Source organism: Curtobacterium sp. PhB191 (assembly GCF_004346515.1).
Taxonomy (GTDB): Bacteria; Actinomycetota; Actinomycetes; order Actinomycetales; family Microbacteriaceae; genus Curtobacterium.
The window spans coordinates 520581-541661 of sequence record NZ_SMBV01000001.1; the positions used below are offsets into that span (position 1 = coordinate 520581).

Sequence of the window (21081 nt, forward strand, 5' to 3'; positions counted from 1 at the left end):
ACAGACTACCCGACGGCCTGGAGGCGCGCCACCGGTCTGTGGAGAACCGTCGCGTCCGTCAGGCGGTCGCGTCCCGAGCGGCCCACCAGTCGCGCAGGCGCGCCTCGGCAGCGTCGGCGCCGAGCGGCCCGTCGTCCATCCGCGCCTCGAGCAGGAAGCGGTAGGCCTCGCCCACGGCACGCCCCGGCGGGATGTCGAGGATCCGCATGATGTCGTCGCCGGTCAGGTCGGGCCGGATCGAGTCCAGCTCCTCTTGGTCGGCCAGGACGCGGATCCGCTCCTCGAGGTCGTCGTACGCGAACGCCAGGCGATCGGCCTTGCGACGGTTCCGCGTGGTGACGTCCGAGCGGGTGAGCTCGTGCAGCCGTTCGAGCTGCGGGCCGGCGTCGCGGACGTAGCGCCGGACGGCCGAGTCGGTCCAGGCACCGTCGGTGTACCCGAAGAACCGCAGGTGCAGCTCGATCAGGCGGGACACTGCGGCGATGGTGTCGTTGTCGAAGCGCAGGGCCCGGAGCCGCTTCTTCGCGAGCTTCGAGCCGACCAGGTCGTGGTGGTGGAAGCTGACGGCGCCGCCCGGCTCGAGCTTGCGGGTGGCGGGCTTGCCGATGTCGTGCAGCAGCGCCGCGAGCCGCAGCACGGTGTCCGGGGGGTCGCCCGCGTGCCGCTCGGCCTCGTAGCCGATCGCCTGTTCGAGCACGGTCAGGGAGTGCTCGTAGACGTCCTTGTGGTGGTGGTGCTCGTCGATCTCGAGCTGCATCTCGGGCAGCTCGGGCAGGAACCGCTGCGCCAGCCCGGTGTCCACGAGCAGGCGGATGCCCGGCACGGGGTCGCCCGTGCCGAGCAGCTTGACGAGTTCGTCGCGCACCCGCTCGGCGGACACGATGTCGATGGAGTCGACGAGGTCCTGCATGGCGGCACGGACGTCGTCGTCGACGGTGAACCCGAGCTGCGAGGTGAACCGCGCAGCCCGCATCATCCGGAGCGGGTCGTCGCGGAACGACACCACGGCGGCCTGCGGGGTGCGGAGTCGTGCGGCCAGCAGGTCCTCGACGCCGCCGTGCACGTCGACGAGCTCCCGAGCGGGCAGCCGGAGCGCCATCGCGTTGACGGTGAAGTCGCGGCGGAGCAGGTCGTCCTCGATGGTGTCGCCGAACGCGACCTCGGGCTTGCGGGTCTCGCCGTCGTACACGTCGCTGCGGTAGGTGGTGATCTCGACCTGTTCGCCGCGGACCAGAGCGGCGATCGTGCCGAACTGCCGCCCGACGTCCCACGTGGTGCTCGCGATCGGCTCCACGATCGCCAGGATCTCGTCCGGACGCGCACTCGTCGTGAAGTCGAGGTCGGTGACGGGACGACCGAGGAAGGCGTCCCGCACGGGTCCACCGACCAGGGCCAGCTCGTGTCCGGCGTCGGCGAAGGCCCGAGCGAGGAGGTCGACGGGCTCGGTGGTGGCGAGTGCGTCGAGTCGTTCGACGGCCTGGGCAACGGACTGCATGACGGTGCTCATCCTCCCAGATCGAGGCCCCGAGTTCTCCACAACCCCGCGCGCACGGGACCTGTTCATGGTCACGCCTCATACACTCGTGCTCGGCCCGAACCGACCCCGTGGCCCGCTTCCGTATGCACATCCTCCGCACCACGCTCGCCGCAGCCGCGTCGACCCTCGTCGCGCTCGGCCTGGTCGTCGCGCCCGTCAGCGCCCCGCACGCCGATGCTGCGACGGTGTCGTCGGCCAAGACCCACCTCGCCGATCCGGCTGCTGCCGATGCGGGCAAGGCCACGATCTCGGTCGCCCCCGCGCACCGTGGGATCGTCCAGCGCGACCAGGACCTCACCCTCTCGGTGACCGTCACGAACGACACCGACGCCGCGCTGCCCGCCGGCACCGCGGAGTTCGACATCTTCCGCTCCGTGAGCACGCGGGACGTCCTCGCCGACTGGCTCGCCGACACCACCACGACCGGTTACCTCGGCGCCCCGATGGACTCCGTGGACATCCCGGAGGTCCCGGCGCACCGATCGGTCACCATCGACTCGGTCGAGATCGTCTCGGGCAACGTGGCACTCGGCGGGTACTCCTCGTTCGGTGCGCGGCGCATCGCGGCGGAGTACACGGCCGGTGAGACCTTCGCCGTCGCCCGCTCCGCGATCACCTGGTACCCGGACTTCGAGCAGGTGCCGGTCAGCGTCTCCGTCGCGATGCCGGTGACGGTCCCGAAGTCCACGGACGGCATCCTCAGCGCGGCCGTCCTCGCCGCCGCGACCTCGGTGGACGGCACCCTCACCCAGCAGCTCGACGCCGCCGAGGACCACAACGTCGCCGTCGCGGTCGACCCCCGCATCATCGCCTCGATCCGGATCCTCGGCGAGAACGCGCCGTCCGCGGCGACCGCGTGGCTCCAGCGCCTCGAGTCCCTGCGCAACGAGACCTTCGCGTTGTCCTACGCCGACGCCGACGTCACCGGGCTGCGCCAAGCCGGGTCGGACGGCATCCTCGCCCCGATCTCGCTCGACCAGTCCGTGAAGACCGAGAACTTCCCCGGCGCCGAGACCCCCGCACCGACCCCGACCGCGACGCCCGGGCAGACGACGACCCCGAGCAGCACCGCGTCCCCGAGCGACGACGCCACCACCGACGCCGGCTCGGGCGAGACCGCGGAGACGCTGCCGACGACCGAGCAGCTGCTGGACTTCCCGTACTCGATGGACTCCATCGCGTGGCCGGCGGACGGCACCGTGACCGCGGCCGACCTCACGGCACTGCAGCGGGCCGACAAGGACACCACCATCGTGTCGAGCGGGAACACCTCCGCCGGCGCGAACGCCACGGTCTCGGCGTCGGAGAAGATCGGCGACGACCACGTCCTCGTGTCGGACCAGTCGATGTCGTCCCTGCTGCGCGACGCCGCGACCGCACCGGACCGCCAGAGCTGGTCGTCGGCGATGTCCGAGCTCACGGCGACGCTCGCCACCTCGGCGCGCGACGGCACCGCCACGGGGCCGATCTTGCTGACCCTCGGTCGCGACTGGCCCTCGGACTCCACACGCCTCAGCCAGACCCTCGACGCCCTCGAGAGCACCGCCTGGGTGGCACCGGCCGACCTCTCCACGGCGTCGGACGCCACGGCGGGGTCGCTCACGCTCAACAGTGCGTCCACCGGGGCCGACCGCATCGCACAACTCAAGCGCCTCGTGCAGGGCGAACAGGGGCTCTCCGCGTTCGCCACCATCCTCGACACCCCCGCTGAACTGACGGCTCCCGCACGCCTCCGGCTGCTCGCCATCGCCTCGAACGCGTGGCGCGGGGACGACGACGGGCTCCAGGCCGCGGTCGACGTCCGCACAGCGGCCTGGGCGAAGCAGACCACCGAGGTCGGGATCGTCGACTCGAGCAGCCTGACCCTGCTCGGCGACCGGTCCTCGCTGCCGGTGTCCATCCGCAACAGCTCGGACTACCCGGTGACGGTGCACCTGGCCGTCCAGCCGTCGAACTCCGCCCTCCGGATCGTCCGCAACGACATCGTCGTCGAGATCCAACCGGACTCCTCGACCCGAGCGACCGTCCCCGTGCAGTCCGTCGCGAACGGCAAGGTCGAGCTGACGATGTCCCTGTCGAGCCCGACCGGCGTCGCCATCGCGCAGCCGGCCACCGTCGAACTCAACGTCCAGGCGCAGTGGGAGACGGTCATCACCGCCGCCGCAGCGGTCGCCCTGATCGCGATCTTCGGCTTCGGGATCTTCCGCAGCATCCGGAAGCGCATCCGTCGTCGCAACGGCGAACTCGACGACGAGGACGACGACGACCCCAACCGCCCGCTCGCCGTGCAGCCGGGTGCGCCCGGCGCGGCTGCTCCGTCCGCGGGATCGGTCGCCGGACCGGGAGGCCCGGATCACCGCGCCGAGGCGCCCACCGCGTTCGCCGTGGCCGGCTCCGGAACGGCCGCTGTCGCGGCTCCTGGTGGCGACCGCCTGCAGGACGCGATCGCCCGTGCCGGGGCCGAGCCGGGCCTCCCGTCCGACGCCCGTACCAGCCGCGTCGCGGACGCCCGCGACCCCGAGGAGCCGACCATCAGCGCCACCCAGCCCCAGCCCGACGTCGACGCGGAACCGGTCGCGGAGCGAAGCCTGGGGCGTGCGAGTGCGATGCTCGCGGCGGGGACGATGGTGAGCCGGATCCTCGGCTTCGCGAAGACCTTCGTGCTCGCGTACGCCATCGGGCAGAACAAGAGCCCCTCGGCGAACGCGTTCGCCGTCGCGAACCAGCTGCCGAACAACATCTACGCGCTCATCGCGGGTGGCCTGCTGTCGGCCGTGCTCATCCCGCAGATCGTCCGCGCCATGAAGAACGGCACGGACGGCGGACAGGCGTACGTCAACAAGATCGTGACGCTCGGCGGGTCGGTCTTCATCGTCATCACGATCGTCGCGACGGCACTGGCGCCGCTCCTGGTCCGCCTGTACACGACGTCCTCGGACACCCGGAGTCCCGCTGCGACCGACCTCGCCATCGCCTTCGCGTTCTGGTGCCTGCCGCAGATCCTGTTCTACGCGATGTACTCGCTGCTCGGTGAGGTCCTCAACGCCAAGCAGGTGTTCGGTCCGTTCACCTGGGCACCGCTGCTCAACAACGTCATCGCGATCGCCGGGCTCGTGGTGTTCATCGCCCTGTACGGCACGAGCGGCAGCGCCCTCGACGATTGGACGCCGGCGAAGATCGCGCTCCTCGCCGGCAGCGCCTCGTTCGGTGTGTTCGCCCAGGCGGCGTTCCTCCCGCTGTTCTGGCGGCGAGCAGGGCTGTCCTTCCGGCCGGACTTCCGGTGGCGCGGCGTCGGCCTGAAGTCGACGGGAACCGCTGCCGGCTGGCTCTTCGCGATGATCCTGGTGACCCAGGTCGCCGGCATCGTGCAGTCCGCGGTCGCGTGGAAGGGTCAGGGCGACGGACCCGGCAACGCGGTACTCGGCAACGCGTGGCTCATCTTCATGCTGCCGCACTCGATCATCACGGTCTCCATCGCGACGGCGTACTTCACCCGGATGAGCCACGATGCTGCACGCGGCGACCTGGCATCAGTCCGACGGAACCTGTCGCTGTCCCTGCGCATCGTCGGACTCTTCACGGTCTTCGCGTCCGTGGCGCTGGTCGTCGTCGCGGTGCCGTTCGGCCGGCTCTACGAGGGCACGTTCGAGAGCGCCCTGCAGGTCGGTGCCGTCCTGGTCGCCTACATGCCGGGCCTGGTGCTGTTCAGCATGTTGTTCATCATCCAGCGCGTGTTCTGGGCCATGCACGACCACCGGACCCCGTTCCTGATGCAGTGCATCCAGTCCGTCCTGTTCGTCATCGGTGCCCTCGCGGTGTCGACGTTCCCGACCTCCGTGATCGGCATCGGTGTGGCCGCGTGCACGACGCTCGCCGGCACCGCGCAGACGATCGTCGCGCTCGTCCTGGTGCGTCGCAAGCTCGGCAGCATCGAAGGACCGGTCGTGACCCGCTCGCACGTGCAGTTCGTCATCGCCGCGCTGATCGCCGGGGTGGTCGGCCTGCTGGTCGTGAACTTCTTCGGGGCGTTCTCCGCGGCCGGGTTCGCGATGTCGGACCGCACCGGGGCACTCATCACCATCGTCCTGACCGGCGCCGTCATGGTCCTCGTGTACTTCGGGGCGCTCGTCGTCGCCAAGAACGGCGAGATCAAGAACGCCGTCGGCATGGTGAAGAGCAAGCTCGGTCGCTGACCGCACGCTTCCCGGACGTCGCGGAATGCCGCGCCGGTACCATGTGTTGACCCGGTCAGCACGCAACGGAAGGGCAGTCAGGCATGCGCCAGCTCATCATCATCGGTTCCGGTCCGGCCGGGTTCACCGCCGGCATCTACGCCGCGCGCGCAGAGCTCAAGCCGCTCATCGTCGCGTCCAGCGTCGAGACGGGCGGGGAACTCACCAAGACGACCGAGGTCGAGAACTTCCCGGGCTTCCCCGAGGGGATCCAGGGCCCCGACCTCATGATCAAGATGCAGGAACAGGCCGAGAAGTTCGGCGCTGAGGTCCTGTACGACGACGCCGTCTCCGTCGACCTCACCGGCGACGTGAAGAAGGTCACCGTCGGCTCCGGCGAGACGTACGAAGCCCTCGCGGTCATCTACGCGACCGGTTCGGCGTACCGCCACCTCGGCATCGCCGACGAAGAGCGCCTCTCGGGCCACGGTGTCTCGTGGTGCGCGACCTGCGACGGCTTCTTCTTCCGCCAGAAGAACATCGCCGTGGTCGGCGGTGGCGACTCCGCGATGGAAGAGGCGACGTTCCTCACGCGCTTCGCCGACAAGGTCACCGTGATCCACCGCAAGGACACCCTCCGCGCGTCGAAGATCATGCAGGACCGCGCCCACAACGACCCGAAGATCGAGTTCGCGTGGAACAAGGAGGTCATCGGCATCCAGGGTGACTCCGCCGTGACCGGCGTGACGCTCAAGGACACCGTGGACGGCACCGAGAGCGAACTCGCCCTCGACGGTCTGTTCATCGCGATCGGCAACGACCCCCGCGTGCACCTCGTGCACGGTCAGCTCGAGCTCGCTCCCGAGGGCACCATCGCCGTCGAGGGCCGCACGTCCAAGGCCGTCGGCGTCCCCGGGGTCTTCGTCGCGGGCGACGTGCTCGACCACACCTACCGCCAGGCCATCACGGCTGCTGGGTCCGGTGCCGTCGCTGCGCTCGACGCCGAGAAGTACCTCGCCGACCTCGAGGACTCGCTGACCGACGCTGCTGCGGGCGAGACCCCGGTCGAGCCGGTCACCATCTCCGCCTGACCCTTACGGCCCCCGGAATGCCGGGGGAGCGTCCGCGGTTCCACATCCAGTACCGACTTCTCACGAAAGGACACCCATGTCCAACGCAAAGGCTGTCACCGACGCCACCTTCTCGGACGAGGTCCTCAAGTCCGACAAGACGATCCTCGTCGACTTCTGGGCCGAGTGGTGCGGCCCGTGTCGCGCCGTCTCGCCGATCCTCGACCAGATCGCCGAAGAGCACGCCGGCAAGATCGAGATCGTGAAGCTCAACGTGGACGACAACCCCCAGTCGGCCATGAACTACCAGATCACGTCGATCCCGGCGATGAAGGTCTTCAAGGGCGGCGAGGTCGTCAAGACCGTCATCGGCGCCAAGCCGAAGCCCGCGCTCGAGGCCGACCTCGCCGAGTTCCTCGCGTAGGTCGCACCAGCTCCACCGAACGCCCCGTCCTCGTCCTGCTCAGCAGGCGCCGGCGGGGCGTTCGCATGTCACCCGTTGCGGATCGGCCCCCGCCGCGGAGCCCGGGTTTCCGGGGTCGATGTCGTAGTGTGGCGGGAATGTCTCACTGATCGGAGCACGGTATGACGAACGGCAACAGCCTCGACCCCTGGTACGACTCCTACGCCCAGCGCACCGCCGGGCTGAGCGCCTCCGAGGTCCGAGCCCTGTTCGCCGTCGCCTCGCGCCCCGAGGTGGTCTCGCTGGCCGGCGGCATGCCGTTCGTCTCCGCGCTGCCGAGGGAGCTCGTCACGGGCTCCCTGGACCGCGTGATGAACGAGCACGCAGCCATGGCACTGCAGTACGGCGGCGGACAGGGTCTGCGGTCCCTCCGCGAGCACATCGTGGACGTCATGAGCCTCGAGGGCATCCGTGCCAGTGCCGAGGACGTCGTCGTGACGACGGGCTCGCAGCACGCGCTCGACCTCGTCACGCGGCTGTTCATCGATCCGGGCGACGTCGTCCTCGCCGAGTCCCCGTCCTACGTCGGTGCGATCGGTGTGTTCCGGTCGTACCAGGCCGAGACCGTCCACGTGACGACCGACGAGCTCGGGCTGGTGCCCGAGGCACTGCGCGAGGCGATCGCGAACCTCCGGACGCAGGGCAAGCGGATCAAGTTCCTCTACACGATCCCGAACTTCCACAACCCGGCCGGCGTCACCATGAGCCGGGAGCGCCGCATCGAGGTGCTCGACATCTGCCGGTCGAACAACATCCTGGTGCTCGAGGACAACCCCTACGGACTCCTCTGGTTCGACGAGCCGGCACCGCAGGCGATCCGTTCCATCGACGAAGAGGGCGTCGTGTACCTGGGGTCCTTCTCCAAGACCCTCGCACCCGGTTTCCGCGTCGGCTGGGCGCTCGCACCGCACGCCATCCGCGAGAAGCTCGTGCTCGCCAACGAGTCCGCCGTCCTCGCCCCGAACTCCTTCGGTCAGTACGTCGTGAACGCCTACCTGGACGCCGCGGACTGGAAGGGTCAGGTCGACACCTTCCGGGGCATCTACGCAGCGCGCCGTGACGCCATGCTGTCCGCTCTGGGGGAGTTCCTGCCGGACCTGTCCTGGACGAAGCCGAACGGTGGCTTCTTCGTCTGGCTGACGCTCCCCGAGTCCCTCGACTCGAAGGGCATGCTTCCGCGCGCCGTGAAGGAGCTCGTCGCCTACACGCCGGGGACGGCCTTCTACGCCGACGGTCGTGGCGGCGGGCACATCCGTCTGTCGTTCTGCTACCCGACCCCCGAGCAGATCCGCGTCGGCGTGAAGCGGCTCGCCAACGTCGTCAACGACGAACTCGAGCTGATCGAGACGTTCGGTCCGACGACTCGGCCGAACAGCGTCGTCCGCGAGACGTCCTCGGTCAGCGCTCCGCCGCCGAACATCTCCTGATCAGCGCTTTTCCGCGGTGCGTGGCCCACCAGCACCGTCGTTCCACACCGGAGGACCCCCATGGCTGAGCTCACTCGTCGTCACGTCGTCGTCGTCGCCGGAGGGATCTCGCACGAGCGTGACGTCTCCCTGCGCTCCGGTCGGCGGGTCGCCGACTCGCTGACCGGGTACGGCTGGCAGGTCGATCTCCGCGACGCCGACGCGCTGCTGCTGCCGGCTCTCGCCGAGTCCCGCCCGGATGTCGTGTGGCCGGCTCTGCACGGCGCCTCCGGTGAAGACGGGGCCCTGCGGGGCATCCTGGAGGCGGTGGACATCCCGTTCGTCGGCTCACGTTCCACGTCGGCCCGGTTGGCATGGGACAAGCCCACGGCGTCAGCGCTGGTCGCGCGGGCAGGCGTCCGCACCCCTCGCTCCGTCACGCTGTCCCACGACGTGTTCCGCGAGCTCGGCGCCGTCGGGGTCCTCGAGGCCATCGCGGGGGAGCACCCGGTTCCGCTCGCCGTGAAGCCGGCACGCGGCGGCAGCGCGCAGGGAGTGACCCTCGTCGACGACGTCAACGACCTCCCGCGTGCCATGGTCACGGCCTACACGTACTGCGACGACGTCGTGGTCGAGCAGCTCATCCGCGGCACCGAGGTCGCAGTCGGCATCATCGACACGGGCGACGACCCGGTGGCGCTCTCCGCGGTGGAGATCGTCCCGCGGAACGGCATCTACGGCTTCGAGGCGCGGTACAACGCGGGGGAGACGACGTTCTACACCCCCGCCCGACTGTCTGACGAGTTCGCGAACGCTGCAGCCGATGCCGCCGTCGCGGCGCACACAGCCCTCGGCCTCCGCCACCTGTCCCGTGTGGACCTCATCATCGACGGCGCCGGAACGCCGTGGTTCCTCGAAGCCAACGTACTCCCGGGTCTGACCGAGACATCCCTGCTGCCGCAGGCACTCTCCGCATCGGGGTTCGATCTCGGGTGGACGTACGCCGAGCTCGCCGAGCAGGCGATCCGCGACCACCACGCCTGATCCTCAGCTCGACGTTCCACGTGGAACATCGGAGTGGGTGAGAGTCGATGTTCCACGTGGAACGTCGCACTCGTGGTTTGCTGCTGAGAGCTGATCCGCTCTGAGCAGCAACGGGTGCCTCGGGTCATCTGCGGGCGCACGGTGGACGCATGACTGATTCACCACCCCCCGCAGCCTTCACGACCGAGTACCGGCGTGCCCTCTTCGACCAACGCGTGCTCGTACTCGACGGTGCCCTCGACGACGACAACGGCACCGTCTTGATGACGCAGTTGGTACAGCTCGCGACGGCGGACCCCTGGAACGACATCGCGCTCTGGATCCATTCGCCCGGAGGATCGGTTCCAGCGATGCTCGCACTCCGGGACCTCATGCGGGTGATCCCCAACGACGTCAGCACGCTCGCGTTCGGGATCGCTTGCAGCGCGGGGCAGTTCCTGCTGTCCTCGGGTACCCCTGGCAAGCGACGAGCGCTGCCGCACAGCCGGATCCTGATGCACCAGGGATCCGCAGGGATCGGGGGGAGTGCGGTGGACGTGGCGCTACAGGCGGACCACCTCCGTGACACCCGCGACACCGTGCTCGGACTCATCGCAGCGGACACCGGGCAGACGGTCGACCGCATCTTCGAGGACTCGCTGCACGACCACTGGTACTCCGCGGAGGAGGCCCTCGACTACGGGTTCGTCGACCTGATCGTCGACGACTTCTCGGTGATCCGGCCCCAGCAGCCGCGTTCCACGGTGACAGGCTTCGGCGGGCCTGCCGCAGGGGAGGGAGACCGATGAGCGCGTACACGATCCCGAACGTCATCGCGCGGGACGCTCGCGGCGACCGGGTCTTGGACGTCTACTCGCACCTGCTCACCGAGCGGATCATCTACATCGGGACCGCGATCGATGCTGGCGTCGCCAATGCCCTCATCGCGCAACTCCTCTTCCTCGAGTCGGACAACCCGGACTCGGACGTGCAGCTCTACGTCAACTGCGACGGCGGCGATCCGAGTGCCATGCTCGCTGTCTACGACACCATGCGGTTCATCCGCCCCGCCGTCGCGACCACCTGCGTTGGGCAGGCAATCGGTGTCGGAGCCGTGCTGCTCGCCGCGGGCGCCGAAGGAAAGCGGTCGGCCCTGCCGCATGCTCGGGTCGTGCTCCACCAACCCGCGGCGCAAGGGCAGGGGGCCATTCCCGAGCTCATCTTGCAGGCCGACGAGGTCGTCCGGATCCGGGCCGAGATCGAGCACCTGCTCACCGAGCACAGCGGCCAGAGTGTCGACCAACTCCGAGCCGACACGGACCACGATCGGGTCTTCACGGCCCGTCAGGCCCAGCAGTACGGGCTCGTGGACCACGTGATCACTCGACGCTGACCGACGGCGCTCCCGGACGCCTCAGGCTGCGAGGAGGAAACTACTCCGCAGCTGTTCGCCACCAGTACCTGCGGAACGTGCTCGCTCGCGGAGCTGTTCTGCTGCCGCCGCCGTCAAGTCCAGCAAGGAGCTCTCGAGCGCGCCGGCCACTGCTGCCAACATCTCGCTCGAAGGCTCCTTCCGCCCCCGTTCCATCTCCGACAAGTACTGCGGCGACACCCCTGCGCGACGGGCGACATCTTGCAGGGTGTCCCCGCGGACGCGGCGACGAGCGCGGAGTTCTTGACCGACGACATCACGCCAGAGCGGCTCGGGATTGCGGGATCTCATGATGCGAGCCTGGCAGTGTTCCACGTGAAACGTACGGGCTTCCCGTTCGCTGCTCGTGAACTCGAACCAGCGGAACGGCTACGCGCCCCGTGTCGGGCCGAACGACCCGTCGCTGCTCCAGGCACCCGCGCCGGGCATGCGAGGCCCGCTACGGGGCGCACAGCGCCATTGACAAGCCGTCAGGACGAGAATTCGCTGATCCCCAGCTCCGACAGAATGCGATTGAGGTCGTCGCCGTTCGCGAAGTCGATCGTCACGGAGCTCTTCCGGGCACCGACGGCGATCTTGACCCGTGTGTTCAGCCGGTCACCGATGCGCTCAGCAAGGTCGTTGAAGTGCGCCTGGTTCTTGGAGGGCTGCGGCGTCGTCTTCGGAGGGGTCTTCGTCGCCAACTGCTGCGCGATCGCTTCGGCAGCGCGCACCGACAGGTCCTCGTTGACGATCTTCTCGGCGAGGTACTCCATCGCCTCCGCGTCCGGGGCAGCAAGGATCGCGCGGGCGTGACCGGCCGACAGCACGCCGGCAGCCACTCGACGCTGCACGGGGGAGGGGAGCCGCAGCAGACGGATGGTGTTGGTGATCTGCGGACGCGAGCGACCGATGCGCTGGCCGAGCTGTTCCTGCGTGATCCCGAAGTCCGCCAGGAGCTGCTGGTACGCCGAAGCCTCTTCGAGCGGGTTGAGCTGCGCCCGGTGCAGGTTCTCGAGCAGGGCATCCCGGAGCATCGCGTCGTCCGGCGTCTCCTTGACGATCGCCGGGATGGTCGTGAGCCCGAGTTCCTTGGTGGCGCGGAGGCGCCGCTCACCCATGATCAGCTCGTACTGCGGCTCCGTCCCCGCAGCCCCGGGGATCGGACGGACCACGATGGGCTGCAGCACCCCGATCTCACGGATGGAGTGGACGAGCTCCTGCAACTCCTCTTCGCGGAACTCCTTGCGCGGCTGCTGCCCGTTCGGGATCACGTCCAGCGGGTTGAGGTTCGCGAGTCGGGCTCCCGGAACAGCGACGAGCTCGTCCGCGGTGGGTGCCGACGCCGGCGACCCACCAGTCGGGAAGAACACGTCGACCGGGCGGTCCTGCTGGTCCGTCGCCGTCGGGATGAGCGCGCCGATGCCGCGGCCGAGTCCGGTTCGCTTGGGTGCCATCAGTCTTACGCTCCTCGTGCTGCGATCTCGGCGGCCGCTTCCAAGTAGGAGAGCGACCCGGTGGAGTTCACGTCGTACGCGACGACGCTCTGTCCGTAACTCGGCGCTTCACTCACCCGGACGGACCGGGGGATCATCGCCTTCAACACTTGACCACCGAAGTGCTCGCGGACGTCGTTCGCCACCTGGTTCGCCAGGTTGGTCCGACCGTCGTACATGGTGAGCAGGATCGTCGAGACCCTGAGGTTCGGGTTGAGGTGCCGCTCGATGAGCTCGATGTTGCGCAACAGCTGGCTGAGTCCCTCGAGCGCGTAGTACTCGCACTGGATCGGGATCAGGACTTCCTGGGCCGCCACGAACGCATTGATGGTGAGGAGACCGAGCGACGGCGGGCAGTCGATGAAGACGTAGTGGTACGGCTCGTCCAGCGACTGGAGGTACAGATCGAGCGCCGAGCGCAGCCGCTGCTCTCGAGCGACCAAGGAGACGAGCTCGATCTCAGCACCCGCGAGGTGGATCGTCGCCGGGACGCACCAGAGGGTGTCGGACTCGGGGGACCGCTGCACGGTGTCGGCCATCGCGGCCTCATCGACGATGACGTCGTAGATGCTCGCGACTTCAGCCTGGTGGTCGACGCCCAGGGCCGTCGACGCGTTGCCCTGCGGGTCGAGGTCGATCACGAGCACCCGTGCGCCACCGTGGGCGAGGCCGGCGGCCAAGTTGACGGTCGTCGTGGTCTTCCCGACGCCGCCCTTCTGGTTCGACACGGTGATGATCCGCGTCTTCGGGGGCAACGGGAACTGCTGCGTCGCGATCGCACGTCGCCGGCGGTTCAGGTCGGCGATCTCGCGAGCAAGCGGAGTCGACGCGTCGTAATCGGTCGATGAGCTCAACGAGTGCCTCTTCCCCGGTTCGATGTTTCACGTGAAACGTGGAGCAGCACGCGATCAGTTGTCCCGATCCGAGCCGCAGGGTCAGTCAACTGTAGCCCGGAAGACCCGCGTGGTCTCTGCGACCACACCGTCCCCGAGCTCGAGGACCTCGACGTCCGACAGGTGCTGGCGCAGGATGACCTTGCGTGCCTTCTCGATCTCGTCGTCGACGCGCGCACCCTTCATGAGGATGAGCTGCCCGCCCGAGCGGACGAGTGGAACCGTCATCGGGATGAGCTTCGACAACGCACTGACCGCGCGGGCCGTGACCTGGTCGACGACGATGTCGTCGGAGACGTCCTCGGCGCGGCCGCGGACCACCGTCACGTTGGACAGCCCGAGCCGGCTCGCCTCGTTGGTGAGCCAGTCCACTCGACGCTCCATCGGCTCGATGAGCGTGAAGTGCACGTCCGGACGGGCGATCGCGAGCACGAGACCGGGCAATCCCGCACCCGAGCCGACGTCGGCAACCCGACCACGGGCCTCCAGGAGGGGCGCCAGCAAGGCTGAGTTGAGGATGTGTCGTGTCCAGAGTCGAGGCAGTTCGAGCGGGCCGATCAGGCCCAGCTCCTCACCGCGACGAGCCAACTCGTTCGTGAACGACCGAGCCGTCTCGATCCGGTCGCCGAAGAGCGCGGACGCAGCCGCAGGCTCGGCCTCGAGCACCGGAGCAGCGTCCGGAGCTGTGGGAGCGGTGGCCGAGGACACCGACTCGTCCGTCATCGGGTGACGACCGTGTGGCGGTCCCGACCCTCACCCTCGGACTCCGAGTGGAAGCCCTTCTCAGCGACGAGGTCGTGGACCAGCTTGCGCTCGTACGACGACATCGGGGGGAGTGCTGCGGACGACGATCCGGCTTCGATGCGCTCGACGGCGGTGTCGACCAGTCGCTGCAGCTCGTCGGCACGAGCGTCACGGGAGCCGCCCACGTCGAGGATGAGCCGGCTGAACTCGCCCGTCTCGGCCTGGACGGCGATGCGGGTGAGTTCCTGCAGCGCGGTCACGGTGTCCGGCTTGGAGAGGACGCGGAGCGCCTCTCCGTCATCGGTGACCGACAGGTACACGCGACCGGCGCGCTCCTCGATCTCGATGTCCCCGTCGAGGTCGCAGATGTCGAGGAGTTCCTCGATGTAGTCCGCAGCGATGTCAGCCTCGTCACGGGCGTCCTCGTCCGGGACCTCGGTGGTGTCGACGGCTGCGGCGGTGTCCTGCTCGGTCACTTACTTCTTCCCGTTCTTCTTCGAGCGCTGCTTGCCGACCGGCTGCGAACGCTGGGTGGTGACGCGCACGGCCTCGATCTCGGCGGCGCCAGCACCGGCACCAGCCTCGGCGAGGACCGGGTTGGCGATCCCGCGACGCTGGGCCTTCTTGGCCAGACGCGCCTCACGTGCCAGGGCCGCCTCGGAACCGGGCGTCGGCATGCTGCGGATGACGAAGTACTGCTGCGCCATCGTCCAGACGTTCGAGGCGAGCCAGTAGAACATGACGCCGAGGGGGAAGCTCAGACCCGAGATCACGAAGACCAGCGGGAGGATGTACAGCATCATCTTCTGCTGGCGGTACATCGGCGACGCCTTGGTCTCCGGCGACATGTTCTTGGCGACGAGCTGCAGCTGCGTGATGAACTGCGACGCGGTCATGACGACGATCATGAAGCCGGCGATCGCACGGACTTCCCACCCGGAGGCGTTGGTGAACGTCTCGTGCAGGGGAGCACCGAACAGGGCCGCGTTGCCGAACGACGCCGCGAGGTCGTTCGTCAGCAGGCCGATGCCCGTCTTGTTGATCTGGGCTTCGTGCAGCACCGAGTACAGCGAGAAGAAGATCGGCATCTGCAGCAGCAGCGGCAGGCAGGAGCTCAGCGGGTTGGTGCCCGTCTCCTTGTACAGGGCCATGGTCTCGCGGCTCATGGCCTCACGCGAGAACTGATCCTTCTTGCCCTTGTACTTGTCCTGGATCTTCTTCAGCTGCGGCGCGACCTCGAGCATGCGGCGCTGCGACTTGATCTGCCGCACGAAGATCGGGATCAGCGCGGCGCGGACCACGAAGGTCAGGAAGATGATGGAGAGGACCCAGGTGATACCCGCGCCCGGGTCCATGCCGATGCTCTCGAAGATCCAGTGGAAGCCGACGAGGATGGCGGAGACCACCCATTTGAGCGGCCAGAGGATCGTACCGATGATGTCCATGGGGACGGCTACGCCTTTCGAGTGCGCTGGGGGAGCAGGACCGGCCGGGCCGTTCCGACCGCGGGGTGCGGCTGCTGCGGGATCGGCGCGAGGACGAACCCGAACCGGTTGACGACGAACGGGCGACGACGTTCCGTGACGTCGTCGATCCCGCCTGCAGCCCAGGGGTTGCAGCGAGCGATGCGCCAGGCGCCCATCGCGGATCCGCGGACGACGCCGTACTGCTGGATCGCTTCGAGGGCGTACCGGGAGCACGACGGGTGGTACCGGCAGACGTTGCCGTACAACGGGGAGATCACTGCACGGTAGGCGCGGAGCACGACGACGCACGCGTTGCGTGGGAGCAACGCGGCGACCCAGGCCAGCCGGGTCCACAGGGTGCGGTTCATGCTGCCTTCTCCACCCCGCGCGCGAAGGAGCGCACGACGTCTTCGAGCAGGGTAGGCCATCCGGCCTGCGATGCGGCTGGCAGTGCGCGCACCACCACGTCGTACCCCACGGGGGAGTCGGCGAGGATGCCGTGCGCGATCGCCTTGAGCCGCCGCCTGATCAGGTTCCGGGTCACGGCGTTGCCCACCGTCTTCGCGACGATGAACCCGAACCGCGACGGTCCGGCAGGGTCCGTCGAGCGACGGACCACGGACACGACGACGTGCGCCGTGGCGCTCTTGCGACCACGACGCACGACGTTCCGGTAGTCGTCCCCGCGGACGATGCGGTTGGCGCTGGCCAACACTGCGATGCCGGGGTCAGACCGAGGACCGGATCAGGCGGTGAGCCTGATCAGGCCGAGAGCTCGGTGCGGCCCTTGGCGCGACGCGCCGACAGGATGGCGCGGCCGGCACGCGTCCGCATGCGGAGGCGGAAGCCGTGCTTCTTGGCGCGGCGACGGTTGTTCGGCTGGAAGGTGCGCTTGCTCATGATCTCTCCACACGGCTGCTCGCGGCGAGCCGTCACGTATGTATGTGTCATCGCTCGGTGTCGAACGACGCAGATGGGCGCGACCAATCGGCCGCAGTCAACTGGTTAACGGTACGTGACAGCAGCGAGCAGGTCAAACGCCGATCGGGCCGGCCTCGGTGCCGGAGGCGTCGAGGACACCGCTGCGGTCCATTCTCCACATTGGGGACAACTTCCGTTCGGTGCCACCCGGCCCGGTCCTTTACAGTGGGGTCATCGATCGGCCCCGCGCCCCGGTACGACAGGGAAGTACTCCTGTCCGACGGATCCGGGCGGTCGTGGACAACACTGTGGACAACCCTGTGGGAACACGCGCGGTACGAGGCGTCGACGAAGCCCCCGAGACCCCGACGAACCGCCGGCGCACGACACGGTCCGCTGAGCGCCACACCCCGCGGCACTCCGGCACGTCCGACCCAGCAGGACGCACCCCGGTCCGGCACCGAACGCACGACACACACCTGGAGACGAGCGCGACATGACGATGCCGGCCGACCCCGTCGAGGACCTCTGGTCATCCGTACTCGGAATCCTCAGCGAAGACCCCCGCATCACGCCGCAGCTCCACGGGTTCCTCAACCTGGTCGAACCGAAGGGCGTCCTCGCCGGCACCCTGTACCTCGAGGTCCCCAACGACCTGACCCGCGGCATGCTCGAGCAGCGGATCCGCATCCCGATCACCGAGGCCGTCGCCCGCATCGGTGACGACTCGGTCGCGAACTTCGCCATCACGGTGAACCCGGACATGGCGTCCGAGCCGCGCGTCGACCCGAACGTGCCGGAGTACGCCGAGCCCGTGCAGGAAGCGGTGGAGCAGAGCGCTGCACCCCGTCAGTACATCGAGGCACCCTTCGTGCCGAGCCAGATCGACTCCCCGGGCACGAGCGGCCGGCCGGAGTCGCGGCTGAACCCGAAGTACAACTTCGACAACTTCGTCATCGGCTCGTCGAACCGCTTCGCCCACGCCGCAGCGGTCGCGGTGGCCGAGGCTCCGGCGAAGGCCTACAACCCGCTCTTCATCTACGGCGACTCCGGGCTGGGCAAGACCCACCTGCTCCACGCCATCGGGCACTACGCCGAGAGCCTCTACCCGGGGATCCGCGTCCGGTACGTGTCGAGCGAGGAGTTCACCAACGACTTCATCAACTCGATCGCGAACAACCGCTCGAACCAGTTCCAGCAGCGCTACCGCGACATCGACATCCTGCTGATCGACGACATCCAGTTCCTGCAGGGGAAGGACTCCACGCAGGAGGCGTTCTTCCACACGTTCAACACGCTGCACGACCACAACAAGCAGGTCGTCATCACGTCCGACGTCGCACCGAAGCACCTCACCGGCTTCGAGGACCGCATGCGGTCGCGCTTCGAGTGGGGTCTGATCACGGACGTCCAGGCGCCCGAGCTCGAGACGCGCATCGCGATCCTCCGCAAGAAGGCGCAGTCCGACCACCTGCAGGTGCCGGACGACATCCTCGAGTTCATGGCCTCGAAGGTGTCGAGCAACATCCGGGAGCTCGAGGGGACGCTCATCCGCGTCACGGCGTTCGCGAGCCTGAACCGGACGGCCGTCGACATGGCCCTGGTGCAGACCGTCCTCAAGGACCTGATCACCCTCGACGAGGACAACGTCGTCGCGCCGACGGACATCATCAACCACACCGCCGAGTACTTCAAGCTCTCCGTCGACGACCTGTACGGCTCGTCCCGCTCGCAGGCGATCGCCACCGCGCGACAGATCGCGATGTACCTGTGCCGCGAGCTCACGAGCCTGTCGCTCCCGAAGATCGGGCAGCTGTTCGGCAACCGCGACCACACCACGGTCATGTACGCGAACAAGAAGATCACCGAGCTCATGAAGGAGCGGCGGTCGATCTACAACCAGGTCACCGAGCTCACGAGCCGCATCAAACAGGACCGCCGCTACCGCTGAGATCGGTACGTCTCCGGGCGTATCCACCATCTGAGACGGTTCCATGGGCCGGAGTTCTCACAGTGTGGATAGCCTGTGGATAACTGTGGAGGACACGCCGCCCGGTTGTTCACAGCGAGGGGGCCTCCTGTGGAAACTGGGGATGGAAGTGGATAGATGAGATTCATTCATCCCGACGTCGCCCACAGCTCGCCCACAAGTCACAACGGTGTAGTTCCCTACGGCCGAGCGGCATGCACAGGGTTATCCACAGTGTGCACAGGCGTTAACACCATTACTCCTGGTTAACGATCCATCTCCGCGGGACAACCTTGTGGACGGCGGGATGACAAGAAATCCGGCCCACGTCCGCCTGTGCCAGAATGGGGCGGCCGGACAGTCCAAGCCGATCGACAGGGGTTCCAGCTGTGAAGTTCGAGGTCAACCGGGACGTCTTCTCCGAAGCCGTCTCCTTCGCGGTGAAACTCCTCCCACAGCGCACGACCCTCCCGATCCTGTCGGGCGTCCTGATCCACGCCGACGGCGATCGTCTGACGCTCTCGTCGTTCGACTACGAGGTCTCGGCGCAGACGTCCATCTCGGCGCAGATCGACGACCCGGGCACGGTCCTGGTCAGCGGTCGCCTGCTGAACGACATCGCGAGCCGACTGCCGAACGCCCCGGTGACCTTCACGACCGAGGACTCCAAGATCTCGGTCTCCTGCGGATCGGCGCACTTCACGCTGCTGTCCATGCCGGTCGAGGAGTACCCGACGCTGCCCGAGATCGGTCCGCAGACCGGTGTCATCCCCGGCGATGCCTTCTCCGAGGCCGTGTCGCAGGTTGCCGTCGCCGCGAGCCGCGACGACGTCACCCCCGTCATCACTGGTGTCCAGCTCGAGGTCGGTGACAACGACCTGTCGCTCATCGCCACGGACCGGTACCGCGTGGCCGTCCGGACCATCGCGTGGGACTCCGGCCGCGTCGGCTCGGACCCGCTGCACGCCCTCGTCCCCGCGCGCACGCTGCAGGAGGTCGGTCGCACCTTCGGGTCGGCGTCCACCGTCTCGGTCTCGATCAGCGGCAACTCCGACCGTGAGCTCATCGCGTTCCACGCCGACGACAAGACCGTCACCTCGCTGCTGATCAAGGGCAACTACCCGCCGGTCCGCCGGCTCTTCCCCGAGAACGTCAACGACCACGCGGTGATCAACACCGCTGAGCTGGTCGAAGCCGTCCGACGGGTCTCACTCGTCCTGGAGCGCGAAGCAGCGCTCCGGTTCTCCTTCACGGTCGACGGGCTCACGCTCGAGGCGATCGGATCCGAACAAGCGCAGGCGTCAGAGTCGATCAGTGCGTTGCTGACCGGAGAGGAAACGGTGGTCTCGCTGAAGCCCGCCTTCCTCCTCGACGGACTGAACGCGGTGCACTCCGAGTTCGTCCGCATCTCCTTCACCAAGACGGAGAACCCCAACAAGCCGGGCCCGGTGCTGATCACCGGCCAGACTTCGCAAGAGGCTGCCGCGACCGATGGATACCGGTACCTGCTGCAGCCCAACCTGCTGCTGCGATAGGCGCAACAGGAACACTGCGCTGACGCACCAGCTGCGGCCTCAGCGCGACGACGAAACAGAAGAGGAAATCATGCACATCGGTCTTGTCGGCCTTGGTCGCATGGGCAACAACATGCGTGCCCGTCTCCGCAACGCAGGGATCGAGGTCACCGGTTACGACGCGAACCCCGCCGTCTCCGACGTCGCGAGCCTCGCAGACCTGGCGGGCGCCCTGCCCGAGGGTCAGCGACTCGTCTGGGTGATGGTGCCGCACGGCAAGATCACCGACGACGTCATCACCGAGCTCGCCGGTGTCCTGAACGAGGGCGACCTCGTCATCGACGGTGGCAACTCGAAGTGGCTCGACGACACCACGCACGCCGAGCAGCTCCGCGCGCGCGGCATCCGCTACATGGATGCCGGTGTCTCCGGCGGCGTGTGGGGCAAGGACAACGGCTACGGCCTCATGGTCGGCGGTGACGTCAAGGACGTCGAGTTCGCCATGCCGGTCTTCGACGCACTGCGCCCCGAGGGGCCGCGCGAAGAGGGCTTCTCGCACGCCGGTCCGATCGGCGCGGGGCACTACGCCAAGATGGTCCACAACGGCATCGAGTACGCGATCATGCAGGCCTACGGCGAGGGCTACGAGCTCCTCGAGGCCAAGGACCTGATCACCGACGTCCCCGCCGTGTTCGCCGGGTGGCAGCGCGGGACGGTCGTCCGTTCCTGGCTGCTCGACCTCATGGTCCTGGCCCTGAACGAAGACCCGAAGCTCGACGAGCTCGAGGGCTACGTCGAGGACTCGGGCGAGGGCCGCTGGACGCTGGAAGAGGGCATCGAGCTCGCCGTTCCGATGCCGGCGCTGTCGGCGTCGATCTTCGCGCGCTTCGTCTCGCGTCAGGGCAGCGCGTCCCCGACGATGAAGGCCGTCGCGGCGCTCCGCAACCAGTTCGGCGGTCACGCCGTCAAGAAGTCCTAGGACCACCCGGGGAAACC

Annotated in this window: 20 protein-coding genes; 10 read left to right on the top strand and 10 right to left on the bottom strand. The window is 68.1% G+C overall.

Annotated elements, in window-relative coordinates; all coding sequences use genetic code 11:
• Positions 1 to 58 precede the first annotated feature (58 nt).
• Positions 59 to 1495 carry a CCA tRNA nucleotidyltransferase gene (locus EDF48_RS02590; RefSeq protein WP_123937113.1) on the bottom strand — a complete coding sequence of 479 codons (1437 nt, stop codon included), beginning with the start codon at positions 1493 to 1495 and terminating at the stop codon, positions 59 to 61.
• A gap of 110 nt (positions 1496 to 1605) precedes the next feature.
• On the opposite strand from EDF48_RS02590, the gene EDF48_RS19350 reads away from it, so the two are divergent.
• The 7 genes from EDF48_RS19350 (at position 1606) to EDF48_RS02625 (ending at position 11064) form a co-directional block, all read left to right on the top strand.
• Complete coding sequence (locus tag EDF48_RS19350) at positions 1606 to 5730, top strand: DUF6049 family protein (RefSeq protein ID WP_243698015.1); 4125 nt, start codon at positions 1606 to 1608, stop codon at positions 5728 to 5730.
• Positions 5731 to 5813: 83 nt separating this feature from the next.
• On the top strand, positions 5814 to 6800 hold the full coding sequence (trxB, locus tag EDF48_RS02600) for a thioredoxin-disulfide reductase (protein WP_131877913.1): 987 nt from the start codon (positions 5814 to 5816) through the stop codon (positions 6798 to 6800).
• A gap of 76 nt (positions 6801 to 6876) precedes the next feature.
• Positions 6877 to 7203, top strand: a complete 327-nt coding sequence (gene trxA / locus EDF48_RS02605) for a thioredoxin (RefSeq protein ID WP_017887828.1) — start codon at positions 6877 to 6879, stop codon at positions 7201 to 7203.
• Between the two features lie 161 nt (positions 7204 to 7364).
• A complete protein-coding gene (locus tag EDF48_RS02610; protein ID WP_131877915.1) occupies positions 7365 to 8669 on the top strand; it encodes a PLP-dependent aminotransferase family protein in 1305 nt (434 codons plus the stop codon).
• 60 nt (positions 8670 to 8729) lie between these two features.
• Positions 8730 to 9692 (top strand): D-alanine--D-alanine ligase, encoded by a 963-nt coding sequence (locus tag EDF48_RS02615; protein WP_131877917.1) that lies wholly within the window; start codon positions 8730 to 8732, stop codon positions 9690 to 9692.
• Between the two features lie 149 nt (positions 9693 to 9841).
• Positions 9842 to 10480, top strand: a complete 639-nt coding sequence (locus EDF48_RS02620) for an ATP-dependent Clp protease proteolytic subunit (RefSeq protein ID WP_131877919.1) — start codon at positions 9842 to 9844, stop codon at positions 10478 to 10480.
• Positions 10477 to 11064 carry an ATP-dependent Clp protease proteolytic subunit gene (locus EDF48_RS02625; RefSeq protein ID WP_131877921.1) on the top strand — a complete coding sequence of 196 codons (588 nt, stop codon included), beginning with the start codon at positions 10477 to 10479 and terminating at the stop codon, positions 11062 to 11064. Before EDF48_RS02620 ends, EDF48_RS02625 begins: the two co-directional genes overlap by 4 nt.
• Positions 11065 to 11085: 21 nt before the next feature.
• Here the strand turns inward: EDF48_RS02625 and EDF48_RS02630 are convergent, their stop codons facing one another.
• From EDF48_RS02630 to rpmH, 9 genes are all read right to left on the bottom strand, one after another.
• A complete protein-coding gene (locus EDF48_RS02630) occupies positions 11086 to 11394 on the bottom strand; it encodes a helix-turn-helix transcriptional regulator (protein WP_131877923.1) in 309 nt (102 codons plus the stop codon).
• A 179-nt stretch (positions 11395 to 11573) separates the two neighbouring features.
• A complete protein-coding gene (locus EDF48_RS02635; RefSeq protein WP_131877925.1) occupies positions 11574 to 12539 on the bottom strand; it encodes a ParB/RepB/Spo0J family partition protein in 966 nt (321 codons plus the stop codon).
• Positions 12540 to 12544: 5 nt separating this feature from the next.
• Positions 12545 to 13432 carry a ParA family protein gene (locus tag EDF48_RS02640; protein WP_279432374.1) on the bottom strand — a complete coding sequence of 296 codons (888 nt, stop codon included), beginning with the start codon at positions 13430 to 13432 and terminating at the stop codon, positions 12545 to 12547.
• 81 nt (positions 13433 to 13513) lie between these two features.
• Positions 13514 to 14194 carry a 16S rRNA (guanine(527)-N(7))-methyltransferase RsmG gene (gene rsmG, locus EDF48_RS02645; RefSeq protein ID WP_131877929.1) on the bottom strand — a complete coding sequence of 227 codons (681 nt, stop codon included), beginning with the start codon at positions 14192 to 14194 and terminating at the stop codon, positions 13514 to 13516.
• Positions 14191 to 14691 (bottom strand): R3H domain-containing nucleic acid-binding protein, encoded by a 501-nt coding sequence (locus EDF48_RS02650; protein ID WP_111083678.1) that lies wholly within the window; start codon positions 14689 to 14691, stop codon positions 14191 to 14193. Before EDF48_RS02650 ends, rsmG begins: the two co-directional genes overlap by 4 nt.
• Positions 14692 to 15660: a membrane protein insertase YidC gene (gene yidC / locus EDF48_RS02655; RefSeq protein ID WP_123292941.1), complete on the bottom strand. Its 969-nt coding sequence runs from the start codon at positions 15658 to 15660 to the stop codon at positions 14692 to 14694.
• A gap of 8 nt (positions 15661 to 15668) precedes the next feature.
• Positions 15669 to 16049, bottom strand: a complete 381-nt coding sequence (gene yidD / locus EDF48_RS02660) for a membrane protein insertion efficiency factor YidD (RefSeq protein ID WP_165901008.1) — start codon at positions 16047 to 16049, stop codon at positions 15669 to 15671.
• The gene (gene rnpA, locus EDF48_RS02665) at positions 16046 to 16396 is read right to left on the bottom strand and encodes a ribonuclease P protein component (RefSeq protein ID WP_123292940.1); all 351 of its coding nucleotides are present in this window, start codon (positions 16394 to 16396) and stop codon (positions 16046 to 16048) included. Before rnpA ends, yidD begins: the two co-directional genes overlap by 4 nt.
• Positions 16397 to 16443: 47 nt before the next feature.
• The gene (rpmH, locus tag EDF48_RS02670) at positions 16444 to 16581 is read right to left on the bottom strand and encodes a 50S ribosomal protein L34 (RefSeq protein ID WP_022889115.1); all 138 of its coding nucleotides are present in this window, start codon (positions 16579 to 16581) and stop codon (positions 16444 to 16446) included.
• A gap of 517 nt (positions 16582 to 17098) precedes the next feature.
• Between rpmH and dnaA the strand changes: the two genes are divergently transcribed.
• The 3 genes from dnaA to gnd all read left to right on the top strand — a co-directional run bounded on the left by dnaA (position 17099) and on the right by gnd (position 21064).
• The gene (gene dnaA, locus EDF48_RS02675) at positions 17099 to 18553 is read left to right on the top strand and encodes a chromosomal replication initiator protein DnaA (protein WP_111083682.1); all 1455 of its coding nucleotides are present in this window, start codon (positions 17099 to 17101) and stop codon (positions 18551 to 18553) included.
• Between the two features lie 407 nt (positions 18554 to 18960).
• Positions 18961 to 20106, top strand: coding sequence for a DNA polymerase III subunit beta (gene dnaN / locus EDF48_RS02680; protein WP_111083683.1), 1146 nt, complete (start codon positions 18961 to 18963; stop codon positions 20104 to 20106).
• 70 nt (positions 20107 to 20176) lie between these two features.
• Positions 20177 to 21064 carry a phosphogluconate dehydrogenase (NAD(+)-dependent, decarboxylating) gene (gene gnd / locus EDF48_RS02685; protein WP_131877931.1) on the top strand — a complete coding sequence of 296 codons (888 nt, stop codon included), beginning with the start codon at positions 20177 to 20179 and terminating at the stop codon, positions 21062 to 21064.
• Positions 21065 to 21081 lie beyond the last annotated feature (17 nt).

Excerpts from the sequence above, each read along its gene's own strand:
- EDF48_RS02590 (WP_123937113.1), bottom strand. The coding sequence starts at position 1,495 with ATGCAGTCCGTTGCCCAGGCCGTCGAACGACTCGACGCACTCGCCACC.
- trxB (WP_131877913.1), top strand. The coding sequence starts at position 5,814 with ATGCGCCAGCTCATCATCATCGGTTCCGGTCCGGCCGGGTTCACCGCC.
- trxA (WP_017887828.1), top strand. The coding sequence starts at position 6,877 with ATGTCCAACGCAAAGGCTGTCACCGACGCCACCTTCTCGGACGAGGTC.
- EDF48_RS02610 (WP_131877915.1), top strand. The coding sequence starts at position 7,365 with ATGACGAACGGCAACAGCCTCGACCCCTGGTACGACTCCTACGCCCAG.
- EDF48_RS02615 (WP_131877917.1), top strand. The coding sequence starts at position 8,730 with ATGGCTGAGCTCACTCGTCGTCACGTCGTCGTCGTCGCCGGAGGGATC.
- EDF48_RS02620 (WP_131877919.1), top strand. The coding sequence starts at position 9,842 with ATGACTGATTCACCACCCCCCGCAGCCTTCACGACCGAGTACCGGCGT.
- EDF48_RS02625 (WP_131877921.1), top strand. The coding sequence starts at position 10,477 with ATGAGCGCGTACACGATCCCGAACGTCATCGCGCGGGACGCTCGCGGC.
- EDF48_RS02630 (WP_131877923.1), bottom strand. The coding sequence starts at position 11,394 with ATGAGATCCCGCAATCCCGAGCCGCTCTGGCGTGATGTCGTCGGTCAA.
- EDF48_RS02635 (WP_131877925.1), bottom strand. The coding sequence starts at position 12,539 with ATGGCACCCAAGCGAACCGGACTCGGCCGCGGCATCGGCGCGCTCATC.
- rsmG (WP_131877929.1), bottom strand. The coding sequence starts at position 14,194 with ATGACGGACGAGTCGGTGTCCTCGGCCACCGCTCCCACAGCTCCGGAC.
- yidC (WP_123292941.1), bottom strand. The coding sequence starts at position 15,660 with ATGGACATCATCGGTACGATCCTCTGGCCGCTCAAATGGGTGGTCTCC.
- yidD (WP_165901008.1), bottom strand. The coding sequence starts at position 16,049 with ATGAACCGCACCCTGTGGACCCGGCTGGCCTGGGTCGCCGCGTTGCTC.
- rpmH (WP_022889115.1), bottom strand. The coding sequence starts at position 16,581 with ATGAGCAAGCGCACCTTCCAGCCGAACAACCGTCGCCGCGCCAAGAAG.
- dnaA (WP_111083682.1), top strand. The coding sequence starts at position 17,099 with ATGACGATGCCGGCCGACCCCGTCGAGGACCTCTGGTCATCCGTACTC.
- gnd (WP_131877931.1), top strand. The coding sequence starts at position 20,177 with ATGCACATCGGTCTTGTCGGCCTTGGTCGCATGGGCAACAACATGCGT.